This is a genomic window from Nocardia sp. NPDC006044 (assembly GCF_042871115.1).
Lineage (GTDB): Bacteria > Actinomycetota > Actinomycetes > Mycobacteriales > Mycobacteriaceae > Nocardia.
This window is the reverse complement of the sequence record NZ_JBIAID010000007.1, coordinates 185,575-200,601: the sequence shown is the minus strand read 5'-3', so window position 1 is coordinate 200,601 and position 15,027 is coordinate 185,575. Positions and strand designations below refer to the sequence as shown.

Here is a 15,027-nt window from a genome sequence, read left to right as displayed (position 1 = left end):
CCGTACCTTCACTCGCACATCCATATCGTTCAGCTCCCCCGCAGACCGGCGTCCAAGACCGCACGCGCGATCGGCGCGGCCACCTTGCCGCCGGTGGCGCCGAGCGCCCGATCCCCGCCGTTCTCCACGATGACCGCGATGGCGATCTTCGGGTTCTGCGCGGGTGCGAAGGCGATGTACCAGGCGTGCGGTGGGGTATTGCGGGGATCGCTGCCGTGTTCGGCGGTGCCGGTCTTGGACGCGATCTGATAGCGGGCGGAGGACTGGCCACCGGTGGTGTTGGTCTCCGACGCGATCATCAGATTCGTCAGCTGTGACGCTACCTGGGCGTTGAACGCTTGGCCGAGTGAGACCGGCTTGGTCTTGGACAATTCACTGAGGTCGGGCCCCTGCAGCTGGTCGACCAGGTGCGGCTCCATCCGGACGCCGCCGTTGGCCACGGTCGCCGCGATCATCGCGTTGTCCAGCGGGGTCAGCGCCACGTCGCGCTGTCCGATGCTGCTCTGGGCCAGCGCGGCGTTGTCGGCGATGGTGCCGACCGTGCTCTCCGCCACCGGAATCGGGATGCCCCGGTTCTCCCCGATGCCGAAGGCCGCGGCCTGGTCCTTGAGCTTGGCCGCGCCGACCTTCACCCCGAGTTCGGCGAACGCGGTGTTGCAGGACAGCCGGAACGCGTCGTACAGCGAGGCGCTCTGGCCCGAGCCACAGTTGGAGCCGCCGTAGTTCTCCAGCGTGGTGCTGGTTCCCGGCAGGGTGATGTTCGGCGCCGCGGTGAATTGGTCCTCCGGGGTCGCGATGTTGTTGGCCAGCGCGGCCGCGGTGGTCACCACCTTGAACGTGGAACCGGGCGGATAGGTCTGCGAGACAGCCCGATTCAGCATCGGCTGGCGCTCGTCCGCGCTGAGCTGCTCCCAGGCCTGGGTGCCGCGCGCGCCGTCGTGGCTGGACAGCAGGTTCGGGTCGTAGCTCGGCGTGGACACCATGGTCAGGATCCGGCCGGTGCTCGGCTCGATCGCCACCACCGATCCGGTGAAGCCCTTACTGGTCAGCTGGTCGTAGGCGACCTGCTGCATGGCCGGGTCGAGGGTGGTGATCACGTTGCCGCCGCGCGGATCCCGGCCGGACACCATGTCGACCAGCCGCTGTCCGAACAGGTGGCTGTCGGAGCCGTTGAGCACCGAATCTTCGGCCCGTTCCAGCCCGGTGGTGCGGTACTGCATCGAGTAGAAGCCGGTGACCGGCGCGTACGCCTCGGGGGAGCTCGGGTAGGTGCGCAGGTACTTGTAGCGGTCCTCGGTGGCGACCGAGTTGGCCAGCACGGTGCCGCCCGCGGAGATCTGCCCGCGCTGGCGGGAGTACTCGTCCAGCAGCACCCGGGAGTTGCGCGGATCGGCGCGATAGTCGTCGGCCTTGATCACTTGCACGTAGGTGGCGTTGAGCAGCAGCGCGACGATCATCAGCATGACCGCCATGGCGACTCGGCGCAGGGGAGTGTTCATATGGCCGGCCCCGCTTCCGGTCGGCCCGCGTCGGGCTTGCGCAACAGTTCGGTGGTCATCTCCGCGATCGGGGCCGCGGGCACGGCCTTGCGGGCCGGCGCCGGCGCGCGCGCCGCGTCCGAGACCTTGATGAGCAACGCCAGCAGCGCGTAGTTGGCCAGCAGCGACGAGCCGCCGTAGGACATGAACGGTGTGGTCAGGCCGGTCAGCGGAATCAGCTTGGTGACACCGCCGACCACCACGAACAGCTGGATCGCAACGGTGAACGCCAGGCCCGCCGCGAGCAGCTTGCCGAAGCTGTCCCGCACGGCGAGCGCGGTGCGCAGGCCGCGCACGATGAGCACCAGGAACAGCACCAGCACCGCGGTCAGCCCGATCAGGCCGAGCTCCTCACCGATGGTGGTGATGATGAAGTCGGTCTTGGCGAAGGGCACCTGATTGGGGCGTCCGCTGCCCAGGCCGGTGCCGGCCAGACCGCCGGTGGCCAGCCCGAACAGCGACTGGGAGATCTGGTAGCCGGTGTTGTTGTAGTCGTCGAACGGATGCAGCCAGGTCTGCGTGCGCACCTTGACGTGGCTGAATGTCTGGTAGGCGAAGAAGAAGCCGAGGGTGAGCAGCGCGCCGCCGATGATCAGCCAGCCGACCCGCTCGGTGGCGATGTAGAGCATCACCAGCACCGTGCTGAAGATCAACAGCGAAGTGCCCAGGTCCTTTTCGAAGACGAGCACGCCGACGCAGACGATCCAGACCACCACGATCGGGCCGAGGTCGCGTCCGCGCGGGAACTCCATGCCGAGCAGGTGCCGACCGGCCGCGGTGAACAGATCGCGCTTGGCCACCAGCACCGAGGCGAAGAAGATGATCAGCAGGATCTTCGCGAATTCGGCCGGCTGGATGCTGAACCCGGTGATCTTGATCCAGTTCTTCGAGCCGTTGATCTCGGAGAACCGCGCCGGCAGCACCGCGGGCAGGGCCAGCGCGATCAGGCCGACCAGGCCGAGGGTGTAGCCGTAGCGGGCCAGCGTGCGGTAGTCGCGCAACACGATCAGCAGCACGACGAACACCACCATGCCGAGCGCGGTCCAGAGGATCTGCTGATTGGCGTCGGGGGAGGGCATCGACCACGAGTTGTAGGCCGCTTCCTGCTGATCGGCCAGGTCCAGCCGGTGGATCAGCACCAGTCCGAGTCCGTTGAGCAGCGCGACGATCGGCAACAACAGCGGGTCGGCGAACGGCGCGAACCGGCGCACCGCGAGATGGGCGACCCCGAACAAGCCGAGAAAGGCCAGGCCGTACTTGGCGATGTCCCAGGTGACCGATTGCTCCTGACTGGCCTCGACCAGGAACAGCGAGACCGTCGTGATCACCGTCGCACCCGCGAGCAGCAACAGTTCGATGTTGCGTCTCGTGCTCGGCGGCGGCGCGGGAGCGAAGCCGCCGGGAGGACTGGGAAAAGCCCCAGCGGACGGCGGTGCCGGCGCGGACATCAGTCCGTCACCCGGCAGTTCTCCCCCGCGATCTGGGGGTTCGGCGACGCGGACGCCGACGGAACCGGGGTCGGCGTCTTGATCTCGGGGCCCTTCGCGTCACCGTTGCCGGGCGGTGCGGGCTCGGTGGTGGGGGCGGCAGCGGTGCTCGGCGCGCCGGGAGTCGGCGGGGGCGGGACGGCCGGCGGCGAGGATTCCGGCGTCGGCAGCACACCGGGCTGCGGCACCGAGGTCTTCGCCGGGCAGGCCGGCAACAGCTCGCCCTGCGAGATGGACCGCATCTGCTCCTTGGCCCGATCCAGCGAACCGGGCGGCAAGCCCTTACCGACCTGTTCGCGACCGGTCTGCTTCAGGTCGGTGACCTTCAGCTGCTTGCACGAGGAGGGCAGGTCGGCACCGGGATCGACCAGGGACAGCTCCCCGGTCTTGGTGACGCAGCCGACGAGATTCACGTCGTGGATCGAATATCCGAGCACCGAACCGGGTAGGCCGCGCAGGATCACCACCGAGCCGTTGTCGGCCCCGACGTAGTAGTTGCTGCGAATCATCTTGTAGCCGACCAGCAATCCGGCACCGACGGCGACCACCAGGGCCAGCGCCAGCACGATCCAGCGCAGCTTGCGCGCCTTGCCCTTCGGCTCCGGTTCCGGGGTCGCGGCGGCGCGGCGGGGCGCGGCCCGCGGCGGCCGCATGGCTGCCGCGCGTCCGGCCGCGGTGTTCGGCGGCGGCGTGTCCTCGTCCACCCCGGACGCGGCGCCGGCCACGATCGGATGGCTCTGGCCGTAATCGAGATCGATCACATCCGCGACCACGACCGTGACGTTGTCCGGTCCGCCGCTGCGCAACGCGAGCTCGATGAGCCGGTCCGCGCATTCGTCGGTGCTGCCCTCGCGCATGGTGTTCGCGATGGTCTCATCGCTCACCACATCCGAGAGGCCGTCCGAGCACAGCAGATAGCGGTCTCCGGCGCGCGCCTCGCGCATGATCAGCGTCGGCTCGATCTCGTTGCCGGTGAGCGCGCGCATGATCAGCGAGCGCTGCGGGTGCGTGTGCGCCTGCTCCGGGGTGATCCGGCCCTCGTCGACCAGCGACTGGACGAAGGTGTCGTCCCTGGTGATCTGGGCCAGCTCGCCGCCGCGCAGCATGTACGCGCGGGAATCGCCGATGTGTACCAGGCCGAGCTTCTTGCCGGCGAACAGGATCGCGGTGAGCGTGGTGCCCATCCCGTCGAGTTCGGGCTCCTCCTCGACCTGATCGGCGATGGCGGCGTTGCCCTCCCTGGTCGCCGCGTCGAGCTTGCCGAGCAGATCGTCGCCCGGTTCGTCGTCGTCCAGGTGGGCCAGGGCGGCGATCATCAACTGCGACGCCACCTCGCCCGCGGCATGGCCACCCATGCCGTCGGCGAGCGCGAGCAATCGCGCACCCGCGTACACGGAATCTTCGTTGTTGCCCCGGACAAGTCCGCGGTCGCTACGCGCTGCGTAGCGGAGAACGAGTGTCACGATCGCAGCTCGATCACTGTTTTGCCGACACGGACAGGAGTGCCGAGCGGAACCCGCACGGCAGTGGTGACTTTCGCGCGATCGAGGTAGGTGCCGTTCGTCGAGCCGAGATCTTCGACGTACCAATCATCGCCACGCGGGGACAGTCGCGCATGTCTGGTCGAGGCGTAATCATCGGTGAGCACCAGCGTGGAGTCGTCCGCACGCCCGATCAGCACCGGTTGGGTGCCTAGCGAGATGCGGGTGCCGGCGAGTGAACCTTGAGTCACCACAAGAAATTTGGCGCCCTTCTGGCCCCGGCTGAAGGAGGGCAGCACCGCGGAACCGCGCGCGGCCCTGGGCTGAATCCGTATGCCGGATGCCGCGTAGATGTCGCTGCGCAAGGTGCGCAGCACCGCCCACACGAACAACCACAACAGCAGCAGGAACCCCGCGCGGGTCAGTTGCAGGATCAGTCCCTGCACGGCGTTCCACCTCCTGTTCGACCGTGTATGTCGGTGCCGTAGGTGCGGTTCGACCACCCCCACCAGCATGCTGGTCTTGCCGACCCCGGTACCGGAGACGTGCGTGTGTTGGCAGCATCATAGGGCCGTAGGTCGAATTCGATCACGATACGACCGACGAATCCTGGATGGCCAAGTCGTGACCTGCATCGCGAGCTTACGGGATCAGACGATACGGATCAGGATCTCGGAGTGCCCGGCGCGGATCACATCCCCGTCGGCGAGCTGCCAGTCCTGCACGGGAGAACCGTTGACCAGCGTGCCGTTGGTGGATCCCAGATCCGAGAGCATCGCGGTCTGCCCGTCCCAGCGGACCTCGATGTGCCTGCGCGAGACGCCGGTATCGGGCAGCCGGAAGTGCGCGTCCTGGCCGCGGCCGATGATGTTGCTGCCCTCCCGCAACTGGTACGTGCGGCCGCTGCCGTCGTCGAGCTGAAGAGTCGCCGAGTAGCCCGATCCCGCCTGCGGGGCAGCCGGATACGCGGGCGCGGCGCCATAGCCGGGCTGCGCGCCGTAACCGGGCTGCTGCGAGTAGGCCTGGCCGTAACCGCCCTGGTCGTCCTGGCCGTAGGCGCCCGGCTCGGAGTAGGTCTGATCGCCGTAACCGGGCTCCTGGTAGCCCTGCTGGCCGTAGCCCGGCTGGGCATAGCCCTGACCTTGCTGGCCGTAGCCCGGATCCGCGTAGGCCTGATCGCCGTAGCCTTGCTGGCCGTAGCCCTGCTGCCCGTACCCCGGCTCCTGGTAGCCCGGCTGACCGTACGCGGGTTCCTGGTAGCCCGGCTGGCCGTAGCCCGGCTCCTGGTAGCCCTGCTGCCCGTAACCACGATCGGCATAGCCCTGTTGCTGCGCGCCGTAGCCCGGCTCCTGGTAGCCCGGCTGGCCGTAGGCCTGGCCACCCTGCTGGTAGTCGTAGCCGTTCTGGTAGTCGCCGTACCCCTGCTGCGGCGCGTCCGGCGCCGCATAGTCCGCGCCGTAGGGCGCGGCGCCACGACCGTAGTCCTCGCGGTACGCGCCGTTCTGCGCACCACCGCGACCGGCAGGCGGTGGGGCGTACCCGCGGTTGCGTGGATCGGACTCCGCGGGCTCACGGCTCGGGTCATAGCCTGAGTTCTGCGTCATGGGGCCAGCTCCTGGTTGCGGGTTTGCAGGTCGTTGTGGCGTGGGTTCAGGGCCCCGAGCTGCTGTAGCTCCGCGACCGACGTCCGGGTCGACCCGGCCGCTAGCCCTGAACTGTCCGGTGTGCAGCGTAGGGGATGCCTCGAACGCCACGTGTACTTCGCCGTAGGTCTGCCAGCCTTGCTCGCGGATGTAATCCTGCAGGTGTTTGGCGAACGCGCGGGTGGTGAGGTCGTGATCGGCGTCCAACTGCTGGTGATCGGAAGCATTGATCGTGATCACATAACTGTTGGGCGCCAACAGATGTCCGCCGTCGAGCTCTTGGACATGATCGGCAGCCTCGCGCTGCAGCGCCGCCTCCACCTCCTGGGGCACGACGTTGCCGCCGAACACCCTGGCGAACACATCACCGACGGCGCCCTGCAGACGACGCTCGAACCGTGAAACGATGCCCATCTCGGCCTCCCTTCGGTGAGCGTCTCTTCTGCTGATTCGTAACAACGACACACGGGTATGGCGTGTCGCGTATCGAGCACGTTCATTGCATGATATCCACGATCGTCCACACCTGTAACTCTCGGCGAGATCAGCAGGTTCCCGCGCTTGTCCAGCCCCCGCGTCACGGCCCCCCGCACGCGATTTCGTACTCACGCCGAGTGCGTGCTACTGTCTCCCAGTCGCTCGGGCGAGTGGCGGAATGGCAGACGCGCTGGCTTCAGGTGCCAGTGTCCTTCGGGACGTGGGGGTTCAAGTCCCCCTTCGCCCACTCCACTCGTGGAAGGCCCATGCTCACACAGAGCGTGGGCCTTTCTCGTTTCGTTCATTTGTCTTTGTGGGGCGCGGCCCCACGCCCGCTCGGAGGGGCTTCGCCCCCCCGAACCCCCCATTCCTCGGGCATAGCTGAAACAGTGAGCGTGAGGGGTGCGGTGGTGCTTCGGCCCTGTCTCTCAGGGGGAGGAGGCTCGGCGGGCAAGGGGCTGAGAGCGAGGGCGTCGGGGCGTTGCCTGGCATCACTCGGCGGGTTTTGTCTCCTTACCCTGCCTTCTCCCTACTACCGGGCTTCGATGACTGCCGTCGGGGCGAGTAGTTACTCGCAATCGAGGAATGTTGATTGCTCCGGGGTGAGGTTTCGTTGAGAACTTGTTGATGGCAAGGGCATACGGATGGGGGTGGGCTATCGGGACCTGTCAAAGTGTTCTGTTAATGCTGGCGGGTGTTTTAGTTCGGGGGCGGGAAAGTTGTGGTGGGGGTGGGTGACGCACCGTGACACGCAATGGTTTTCGGGGGATTTTCAGCGAAAACTCAGGAATTGCCGGTTCCTAACGCTTTATCTGGCATTTCGAGCGCTATGCTCGCCGCGCGACTTACCCCGAATCCGGCGTTTCTCAAACGCTGCTGCATCACTTCAGTGGGGTTGCGGCCCGAATGTGCCGCTGTTCGTGGAGTTTCAGGAATGTCCGCTATCTCCGACTGTGAAGGATCGCGTATGAATGTGCTCCACAAAGGGCGTCGGCGTCGATTCGTGGTGACGCTGGCGGCGACGGCTGCGGTGACCGCGCAGATCGCGGCGGCCGGATATGCCTCGGCCGACCCGGCGCCGGAACCTGTTGGCCAGCAAGGGCCCTACCCGGTGTACCCGCAGCTGCCGTTCCCGGTGCCGCCCGCGACACCGTGGAACGATCACGGGATTCTCGGCCGATTCGACGGCCACGATCCGTCGTTCTACTATCCGGCCGGCGATGTGGTCGCGTCGAAAGCGCCCGGCGAGATCATTGCCGCCCGGCAAATGGTGCCTTCATTCTTTTCGGTAATTCCACTCGATGTGGATGCCTGGCAGCTGTCGTACCGATCCACCAACACACGCAACGAGCCCGTCGCCGCGGTCACCACGGTCATGAAGCCACGCGGCAGCAGGCCAGACCGGTTGATTTCCTATCAGATTCCGCAGGACTCGCTGGCGCCGCATTGCGCACCGTCGCAAACCATCCAGCAGGCCACCGTTCCGTCGAATTATCGCGGCTCGGTCGGCCCGGACAGTGAAGTCCTGATTCCGCTGTACGCCCTCTCGCAGGGCTGGGCGGTTTCGCTGCCGGACCACGAAGGGCCGGCGAATGCGTTCGGGGCAGGCCCGCTGGCCGGTCAGATCACCCTGGACGGAGTCAGGGCCGCCGAGAATTTCGCCCAGATGTCGTTGGATCGGGGCGCGGACACGATGGTGGGCCTGATCGGTAACTCCGGTGGTGCGATCGCCGCCGGGTGGGCCGCCGAGATGAAAGAGCAGTACGCGCCGGAACTCAATGTCGTCGGTGTCGCCGAAGGCGGCGTACCCGCGGACATGACCGCGATGGTCGACCTGGCGAACAGCCAGCTCGCCGCAGGGCTGATCTACTCCGGCGTGCTCGGCGTGGCCAGGGAATACCCGGAGTTGCAGGAGTACCTGGACCAGCATCTGAATCCGCTGGGCAAGGCGATGATCGGGCCGCAGAGCAACATGTGCATGGGCTGGAATGTGATGACCATGTTCCCGTTCCTGAACATCAAGGGCCTCTTCGATTCTCCCGACATGGTGCGGGAGCCGGTGCCCGCCGCGGTGCTGGAGAAGGTCCGGATGGGCAACAACGTGCCCAAGATGCCGATGTTCATCTACCAGTCCAATCCGGACTGGATCGCGCCCGTCGGAGCGGTGAACCGGTTGGTGGACGACTACTGCCGGAATGCGGATGCGAAGGTCGAGTACAACCGCACGCATGCCAACGAGGGCTACAGCCTGTTCGTCACGGCTCAGCCGCGGGTCATGTCGTGGATGAAGGACCGGTTCGACGGTGTTCCGGTGGCCAAGGGCTGCATCAGGAATGACGTCGCGGGCATCGCGCTGGAAGGCGCGGAGCAGGAAGAGTTCGCGGCCGCCGTCGGCCCGCGCATCGCGGCGCTCTCCGAGCAGGCCATTCGCGAGATCAAGTAGGCGGTTCGATCACGTCGAGGGTCCGGACCGCTCAGGTCCGGGCCCTCGAGTGTTTTCCGGGGTCGTCAGCACACATCGGGTGCCCCGATAGATCGTCGGCATACAGCGATTGCAGTGGGTACACAGCGACTCGCTCGCGGCGTCGGCGCGCATCCGGTTGACCAAGCCCGGGTCGTGCAGCAGCGCGCGGGCCATCGCGACGAACTCGAACCCGTGCGCCATCGCCGTGTCGACGGCCGCGCGCGAGGCGATGCCGCCGAGCAGCACCAGCGGGAGCGCGAGCTCGGCGCGAAAACGCGACGCCTCGTCGAGCAGATAGGTCTCATGGTAGGGGTAGCTGCGCAGGAATCGCCTGCCCGCCAAGCGGATACCGGCGCGCTGCGGCTGCGGGAACGAGTCGGCGAACTCGCGCAGCGGCACGTCGCCGCGGAACAGGTACATCGGATTGCGCAGCGAGCTGCCGACGGTGAGTTCGAGCGCGTCGAGGGTGCCGTCCTGTGCCAGCCACCGTGCGACAGTGAGGCTTTCGGCGCCGCCGAACCCGCCGCGCACGCCGTCGTCCATGTTGAACTTCGCCAGCACCGCGATCTCGCCGCCGACCTCCTGCCGCACCGCGTCCGCGGTCCGCCTGGCCAGTTCGGCGCGTTGGCGCAGGGTGCCGCCGTACTCGTCCGAGCGTTTGTTCAACGCCGGGCTGAGGAACGAGCTGATCAGATAGTTGTGCCCGAAATGCAGTTCGACGGCGTCGAATCCGGCCTCCACCGCCAGCCGGGCGGCGCGGGCGTGCGCGGTGATGATCCGCTGGATGTCGTCGACCGTCGCCGCCTGGGTGAGCCGCAGGCTGATCGGACTGAACTGCCTGCTCGGCGCGAGCGCGGGCGCCCGATTGGAGGCCGCGTTCGCCACCGGCCCGGCGTGACCCAGCTGCGCCGATACCGCGCCGCCTTCGGCGTGCACCGCGTCGGTGAGCCTGCGCAGCCCAGGCACCGCCTCGGGCCGCATCCAGATCTGGTGCCGGTCGGTCCGGCCCTCGGGCGCGACCGCGCAGTAGGCGACCGTGGTCAGCCCGGCGCCGCCCGCGGCGACCGCGCGATGGAACTCGATCAGCTCGTCGGTGACCAGGGCGTCGGGCGTGCGGCCCTCGAACGTCGCGGCCTTGATGATCCGGTTGCGCAGCTGGATCGGCCCGAGTCTGGCCGGTTGGAACGCGTCGTTCGGCATCTGCTCAGACTAGAACGTGTTCCAGTTCTGCGTTCCGGAATTGAGATGCCGGAAGTGTCTTGACTCACAATGAGAACCTGTTCTAATTCTTGGCATGCGCAGATATGACGGCCGCCGGGTGGTGGTGACGGGAGCAGGCTCCGGCATCGGGCAGGGCATCGCCCTCCGGCTGCTGGACGAGGGGGCGCAGCTGGTCGCCGCCGATATCGATGAGCCGGGCCTGGCGGCCACGGCGGAAAAGGCGGGCGACGCCGCCGAGCGATTGCGGACGGTCGCGGTGAACGTCGCCGACCCGGAGTCGGTGCGCGCGGCGACCGAGACCGCGCTCGGCTTCCTCGGCGGGCTCGACGTGCTGGTGAACGGCGCGGGCATCCTGCGCCCGGCTCGCACCCACGAGATGCCCCTGGACGCCTGGAACCAGGTGATCGGAGTGAATCTGACCGGCACCTTCCTGGTGACCCAGGCCGCGCTGCCCGCGCTGGTGGAATCGGGTCACGGCGTGGTGGTGAACATCTCCTCGACCGCGGCGTTCAGCGCCGCGCCCTACCTCGCGGCGTACGCGGCGTCGAAGGGCGGGGTCAACGCGTTCACCCACGCGATCGCGCTGGAATACGCCAAGCAGGGGCTGCGCGCGGTGAACATCGTGCCCGCGGGCATCACCAGCGGGATCACCACGAAGTCGATCCGGGATCAGCCGGAGGGCTTCGATCCCAAGCTGTTCGCCCGGATGACCGGCTGGCTCAACGGCGGCGCGCTCGGCAGTCCGGAGGACATCGCGGGTGTGGTCGCGATGGTCGCCTCGGACGACGGTCGCTACATGACCGGCACCGAGATCCGGATCGACGGCGGCGCGTTGATGTAAGTCGTCCCGCGCGGGTGGCAATCAGCAGATGATGCGGGGTCAGCGGCGCAGGATTTGGATCATTGGCGTTTCGAATACTGTGCCGATGGCGTTCGGTTCGGTTCGATCGAATGCTGTGCCGCCGACCCGAAAGACCGTTATGCGCGTTCCGCTGATCCTGCTCGCCGCCTGTTCGACCGCGCTGCTGACCGCGGGTCCCGCCGCGGCCGCACCGTGGGGTCCGCTGGCCCCGCCGAATCCGTATCTCGGGCCGCTCGGTACCTCGACGATGCACGGGGACGCGGGCTCGTCGGACGCGACTCCGCTGGCCGGGCCCGGCGCGGACGCACCGGTCTCGGCATATCCGCTGGCCTCGGCTTGCCCGACGTTGCTGGAGGGTTCGGACCATCTGGTGGTCGCGTTGTGCACGGCGATCGCCGGGCAGGCGCCGGTCGTGCAGCTGATCGATCCCGCGTCGCCAGGACCGATCGGCTCGTCGCTGGCCGCGCTGCCGCTGGCCAAGGGCAGCCTGCTCGGCGGCGTCTACGCGTATCTGGACAATGACGACAAGCTCGCCGTCGTTGACGGCGGCAATCGATTGCTGCGCGTCGGGCACGCCCGGGACGCGACGGGGAAGTGGCGGCTGACGAGCGAGCAGGTGGCGGACCTGTCCGGGGTGATTCCGGTGGGGGACAACGTGACCGGGCTGGTGCCGGACTGGGCGGGCAATATATGGTTCGCCAGCGGAAAGGGCGTCGTCGGTTTGGTCGCGCCGTCCGGTGCGGCGGTCACAGTGACGTTGCCCGCCGATGAGCAAGTGGCGAACAGCATTTCGGCCGCGCCGAGCGGGCGGATCGCGGTCGCGACCACGCACGCGCTGTACGAACTCCGGGCCGACTCGTCCGGCCGGCCCGAGGTGCTCTGGCGCGCGGCGTACGAACGCGGCTCGGCGCGTAAACCCGGACAGCTGAGTTGGGGCACCGGATCCACACCCACCTACTTCGGACCGAAGACCGGCGCGGACTACCTGACCATCGTCGACAACGCCGACGGACAGGTCAACGCGCTGGTATTCCGTTCCGGAACCGGACAATTGGTGTGCTCGCAGCCGGTGCTGACGAAGGGCGGTGCGGGGAGCGAGAATTCGCCGATCGGCATCGGGCGCTCGCTGTTCGTCGCGAGTACCTACGGTTATCCGTATCCCGCGGTGCCCGCGGGCGCCGGACCCGCGGTGCCGCCGACCGCGCCGTTCACCGGCGGGATGACCCGGGTTGATGTGGACGACAACGGATGTCACACGGTCTGGGAGAACACGGTGCGCAGTGCGGCCGTTCCACATCTGTCCACAGCCGATGGCGCGGTGTACACAGTGACCCGGCTCGGTGCGGAGATCACCACGCCGTTGGACGGATACGCGTTCACCGCAGTCGATCCGGACACCGGCGCGGTGACGGCGAGCAGTCCGCTGCCCGGCACCATCGTCGACGATCCGTTGCAGACGTCGCCGTTGATCACGCAGGGGCGGCAGGTGTTGCAGGGCACGGTCACCGGGATTCTGCGCATCGGTTGAGCGCGGTCGGCTTCGGCGCCCGCACGTGCACCGCCTGTGGATACCCGTGTTGCACAGCCGAGTTCACGCTTTGTGCACATCCCGGACCGAGGGATCGCACCTGTGGATGAATCTGTGTGCTGCTCGAGGAGCATCGATCGGCACCCACCCACGTTTCCGCGCTTTCTGGGCGCGATATTGCGCCGCACGGGGTTTGGTGACGAAGGTCGGCGGCTGTGGATGATGCTGTGGGTTGTTTCGGGATGGCCGGATGCCGTTCACCGTCGCGTTGCCTGCCTGAGCTCGAGCGTTGCGCCGCAATCGACACCGAACCGCCTGGCTGACGCCTGTGCATGACCGTCCCCATGGGTGGGGACAGCGGTGCGCGAAAGCTGTTGGGTGAGTGCTGCCTTTGGGGATGGCACGGTGGTACCCAGGTGTGGACATCCATCGGGTCGGTCGTCGGCGGTGCGAAGGGTTGTGGACAAGGCGCGTCCTGTCCACAGCGGTGGAGCGTCGCCGACCCCCAGGCTGTGGACGGGCGCGATCCTGGATCGAGACGCCGAGAAGCGTCCCCAGTCATGCGCCTTTCGGCGTGTTGTACCGGTGTGTCCCGATTGGGGAAAGCTTGCCGCAGTGCCGATTTCGCCGCATTCGCCGGTTCCGCGCGGGCAGTGAGGCGAAGATCACACCCCGGCGGGAGGTTGCGGCCGTGGTGCTGAACCGGTGCCGTCGAGGTGCTCGATCAGGCGCCTTTTCGCGTCTGGTTATTCCTGATCTTGACAAGACGCATGCATGTCCACGGGCGGTTCAACCAGGTATGTGTCGTGTTAATTACGCTGTAAACAAACCTGTGGTCGCTTTCTGTTCATCCGGTGTCCAGCTAACTCGGTTTTCTCGGACGAACCGGCAGGTCGCTGCCCCTGCGTGCCTGCCATGGAGGTGTCTATGTCGAGGGCGCAGCTAATCATTCGAACAAAGTTTGTACCGCCACTGAGTGGATACGGAGAGACCTGCGGATTCGTACGCGCGAGTACTTGTCGGCTGTTCGAATGACGCGAAAACCGACAGCTGCGAGTTAGCTGGAAGTCTGAAAAACCATGCTCTCACAAGGGTTTGCTGGCGAGCTGCTTTATACGCTTGACACCAGCGGGGAGGGTTGCATAGGGATAACGATTGTGTAGAGTCGACGGTAACGCTGGCCGCAGCTGAGCACGACTCGCTGCGGCCAGCGGAACTCAAATGGGGGACATCGCAACCGATCCGTGACACGGCGTTGCTGTCCAGTGCCCGAACCCTCTTCGCTCAGTGTGTGCTCGACGTTGTCTACCGACCGTCGTCCGATCCGTCCAGCGTCTCCGCGCGCTTCGCCAGCACCACCCGGCGACCCACACCGAACACATAGAGCAGGAACAACGCCTCGGCGGTGAATCCGATCGCGATGCGCACCGGCGCGGGCAGACCGCTCGGCGTCACGAAACCCTCGATGCAGCCACACACCAGCAGCACCCCGACCAACCCGAGCGCGATCGTCGCGGTCGCCCGGCCCTGCCGCGCCACCGCTTCCAGGCGACTCAGCCGGCCGGGATCGATGAGCGTCCAGCCGAGTTTCAGCCCGGCCCCGCCCGCCACGAAGATCGCGGTCAGCTCCAGCGTCCCGTGCGGCAGGATGAAGCCGAAGAACGAATCCAGCCGCCCCGCGTCGGCCATCAGCCCGGCCGAGACGCCGAGATTGAGCGCGTTCATGAACAGCAGATACACCGCTGGCAGGATCAGCACCCCGGTGAACAGGGCGATCGCCGTCACCCAGGCGTTGTTCGTCCACACCTGCGCGGCGAACGCGCCCTGCGGATGCTCGGAGTAATAGGACTCGAAGGCGCCGCCCCGCTCGGTCAGCCCGCCGGTGTCCCGCGGCAGGCCGAGAACCGTACGCGCGGAATCGAATCGGGCCACCCAGACGGCCAGCCCGGCGGAGACCAGCAGGAACGCCGCGGCCACGCCGGCCCACCACGGCCAGCTCCGGTACAGCGCGGCCGGGAAGCGGTGAGTGAAGAACCGGCCGATCTCCGACCAGGTGTCGCCCCGGCCGCCGAGCACCCGCCCGCGCGCCCTGGCCAGCAACGCGCTCAGCCCGGCGATCAGTTCCGGGTCCGGGCTGTGCGACTGCAACCGGGCCAGCTGCTGGGACGTGCGCCGGTACAGCGTGACGAGTTCGTCCGCCTCGGCACCGGTGAGCCTGCCCCGTTTGGCCAGATAGTCCAGCCGTTCCCAGGCCCTCCGGTGCGCAAAGCTGTACGCGTCGACATCCACAGGCTTGCCTCCCACTACCGCCGGTCGGAAGAATGCT

At 67.3% G+C, this 15,027-nt stretch carries 10 protein-coding genes and 1 tRNA gene; 4 read left to right on the top strand and 7 right to left on the bottom strand.

The annotated features are described in order from the left end of the window. Positions 1-29: 29 nt before the first annotated feature. The 5 genes from ACFYO1_RS41810 to ACFYO1_RS41790 form a co-directional block, all read right to left on the bottom strand. The gene (locus ACFYO1_RS41810) at positions 30-1,499 is read right to left on the bottom strand and encodes a peptidoglycan D,D-transpeptidase FtsI family protein (RefSeq protein ID WP_387244569.1); all 1,470 of its coding nucleotides are present in this window, start codon (positions 1,497-1,499) and stop codon (positions 30-32) included. Further along, the gene (locus ACFYO1_RS41805) at positions 1,496-2,986 is read right to left on the bottom strand and encodes an FtsW/RodA/SpoVE family cell cycle protein (protein WP_387244566.1); all 1,491 of its coding nucleotides are present in this window, start codon (positions 2,984-2,986) and stop codon (positions 1,496-1,498) included. Before ACFYO1_RS41805 ends, ACFYO1_RS41810 begins: the two co-directional genes overlap by 4 nt. Continuing rightward, complete coding sequence (locus ACFYO1_RS41800) at positions 2,986-4,488, bottom strand: PP2C family protein-serine/threonine phosphatase (RefSeq protein WP_387244563.1); 1,503 nt, start codon at positions 4,486-4,488, stop codon at positions 2,986-2,988. The genes ACFYO1_RS41805 and ACFYO1_RS41800 overlap by 1 nt, the downstream gene beginning before the upstream one ends. After that, the gene (locus ACFYO1_RS41795; RefSeq protein ID WP_014980860.1) at positions 4,485-4,952 is read right to left on the bottom strand and encodes an FHA domain-containing protein; all 468 of its coding nucleotides are present in this window, start codon (positions 4,950-4,952) and stop codon (positions 4,485-4,487) included. The genes ACFYO1_RS41800 and ACFYO1_RS41795 overlap by 4 nt, the downstream gene beginning before the upstream one ends. A 204-nt stretch (positions 4,953-5,156) precedes the next feature. Next, positions 5,157-6,563, bottom strand: coding sequence for an FhaA domain-containing protein (locus tag ACFYO1_RS41790; RefSeq protein ID WP_387244559.1), 1,407 nt, complete (start codon positions 6,561-6,563; stop codon positions 5,157-5,159). A 227-nt stretch (positions 6,564-6,790) separates the two neighbouring features. Between ACFYO1_RS41790 and ACFYO1_RS41785 the strand changes: the two genes are divergently transcribed. Both ACFYO1_RS41785 and ACFYO1_RS41780 read left to right on the top strand, forming a co-directional pair. Continuing rightward, a tRNA-Leu gene (locus ACFYO1_RS41785) sits at positions 6,791-6,873 on the top strand. A gap of 720 nt (positions 6,874-7,593) precedes the next feature. Then, a complete protein-coding gene (locus tag ACFYO1_RS41780; protein ID WP_387244557.1) occupies positions 7,594-9,069 on the top strand; it encodes a lipase family protein in 1,476 nt (491 codons plus the stop codon). A 9-nt stretch (positions 9,070-9,078) separates the two neighbouring features. Here ACFYO1_RS41780 and ACFYO1_RS41775 read toward each other — a convergent pair whose 3' ends face one another. Then, complete coding sequence (locus ACFYO1_RS41775) at positions 9,079-10,290, bottom strand: NADH:flavin oxidoreductase (RefSeq protein ID WP_387244554.1); 1,212 nt, start codon at positions 10,288-10,290, stop codon at positions 9,079-9,081. A gap of 94 nt (positions 10,291-10,384) precedes the next feature. Here ACFYO1_RS41775 and ACFYO1_RS41770 point away from each other — a divergent pair, with 94 nt between their 5' ends. Next, entirely contained in the window at positions 10,385-11,152 is a 768-nt protein-coding gene (locus tag ACFYO1_RS41770) for an SDR family NAD(P)-dependent oxidoreductase (protein WP_150400503.1), read from the top strand. Positions 11,153-11,291: 139 nt separating this feature from the next. Then, on the top strand, positions 11,292-12,701 hold the full coding sequence (locus tag ACFYO1_RS41765; protein ID WP_387244641.1) for a hypothetical protein: 1,410 nt from the start codon (positions 11,292-11,294) through the stop codon (positions 12,699-12,701). Between the two features lie 1,305 nt (positions 12,702-14,006). On the opposite strand, the gene ACFYO1_RS41760 is transcribed toward ACFYO1_RS41765, so the two are convergent. Continuing rightward, the gene (locus ACFYO1_RS41760) at positions 14,007-14,990 is read right to left on the bottom strand and encodes a stage II sporulation protein M (protein WP_387244551.1); all 984 of its coding nucleotides are present in this window, start codon (positions 14,988-14,990) and stop codon (positions 14,007-14,009) included. Positions 14,991-15,027 lie beyond the last annotated feature (37 nt).

Excerpts from the sequence above, each read along its gene's own strand:
- ACFYO1_RS41765 (WP_387244641.1), top strand. The coding sequence starts at position 11,292 with ATGCGCGTTCCGCTGATCCTGCTCGCCGCCTGTTCGACCGCGCTGCTG.
- ACFYO1_RS41805 (WP_387244566.1), bottom strand. The coding sequence starts at position 2,986 with ATGTCCGCGCCGGCACCGCCGTCCGCTGGGGCTTTTCCCAGTCCTCCC.
- ACFYO1_RS41790 (WP_387244559.1), bottom strand. The coding sequence starts at position 6,563 with ATGGGCATCGTTTCACGGTTCGAGCGTCGTCTGCAGGGCGCCGTCGGT.
- ACFYO1_RS41810 (WP_387244569.1), bottom strand. The coding sequence starts at position 1,499 with ATGAACACTCCCCTGCGCCGAGTCGCCATGGCGGTCATGCTGATGATC.
- ACFYO1_RS41780 (WP_387244557.1), top strand. The coding sequence starts at position 7,594 with ATGAATGTGCTCCACAAAGGGCGTCGGCGTCGATTCGTGGTGACGCTG.
- ACFYO1_RS41770 (WP_150400503.1), top strand. The coding sequence starts at position 10,385 with ATGCGCAGATATGACGGCCGCCGGGTGGTGGTGACGGGAGCAGGCTCC.
- ACFYO1_RS41775 (WP_387244554.1), bottom strand. The coding sequence starts at position 10,290 with ATGCCGAACGACGCGTTCCAACCGGCCAGACTCGGGCCGATCCAGCTG.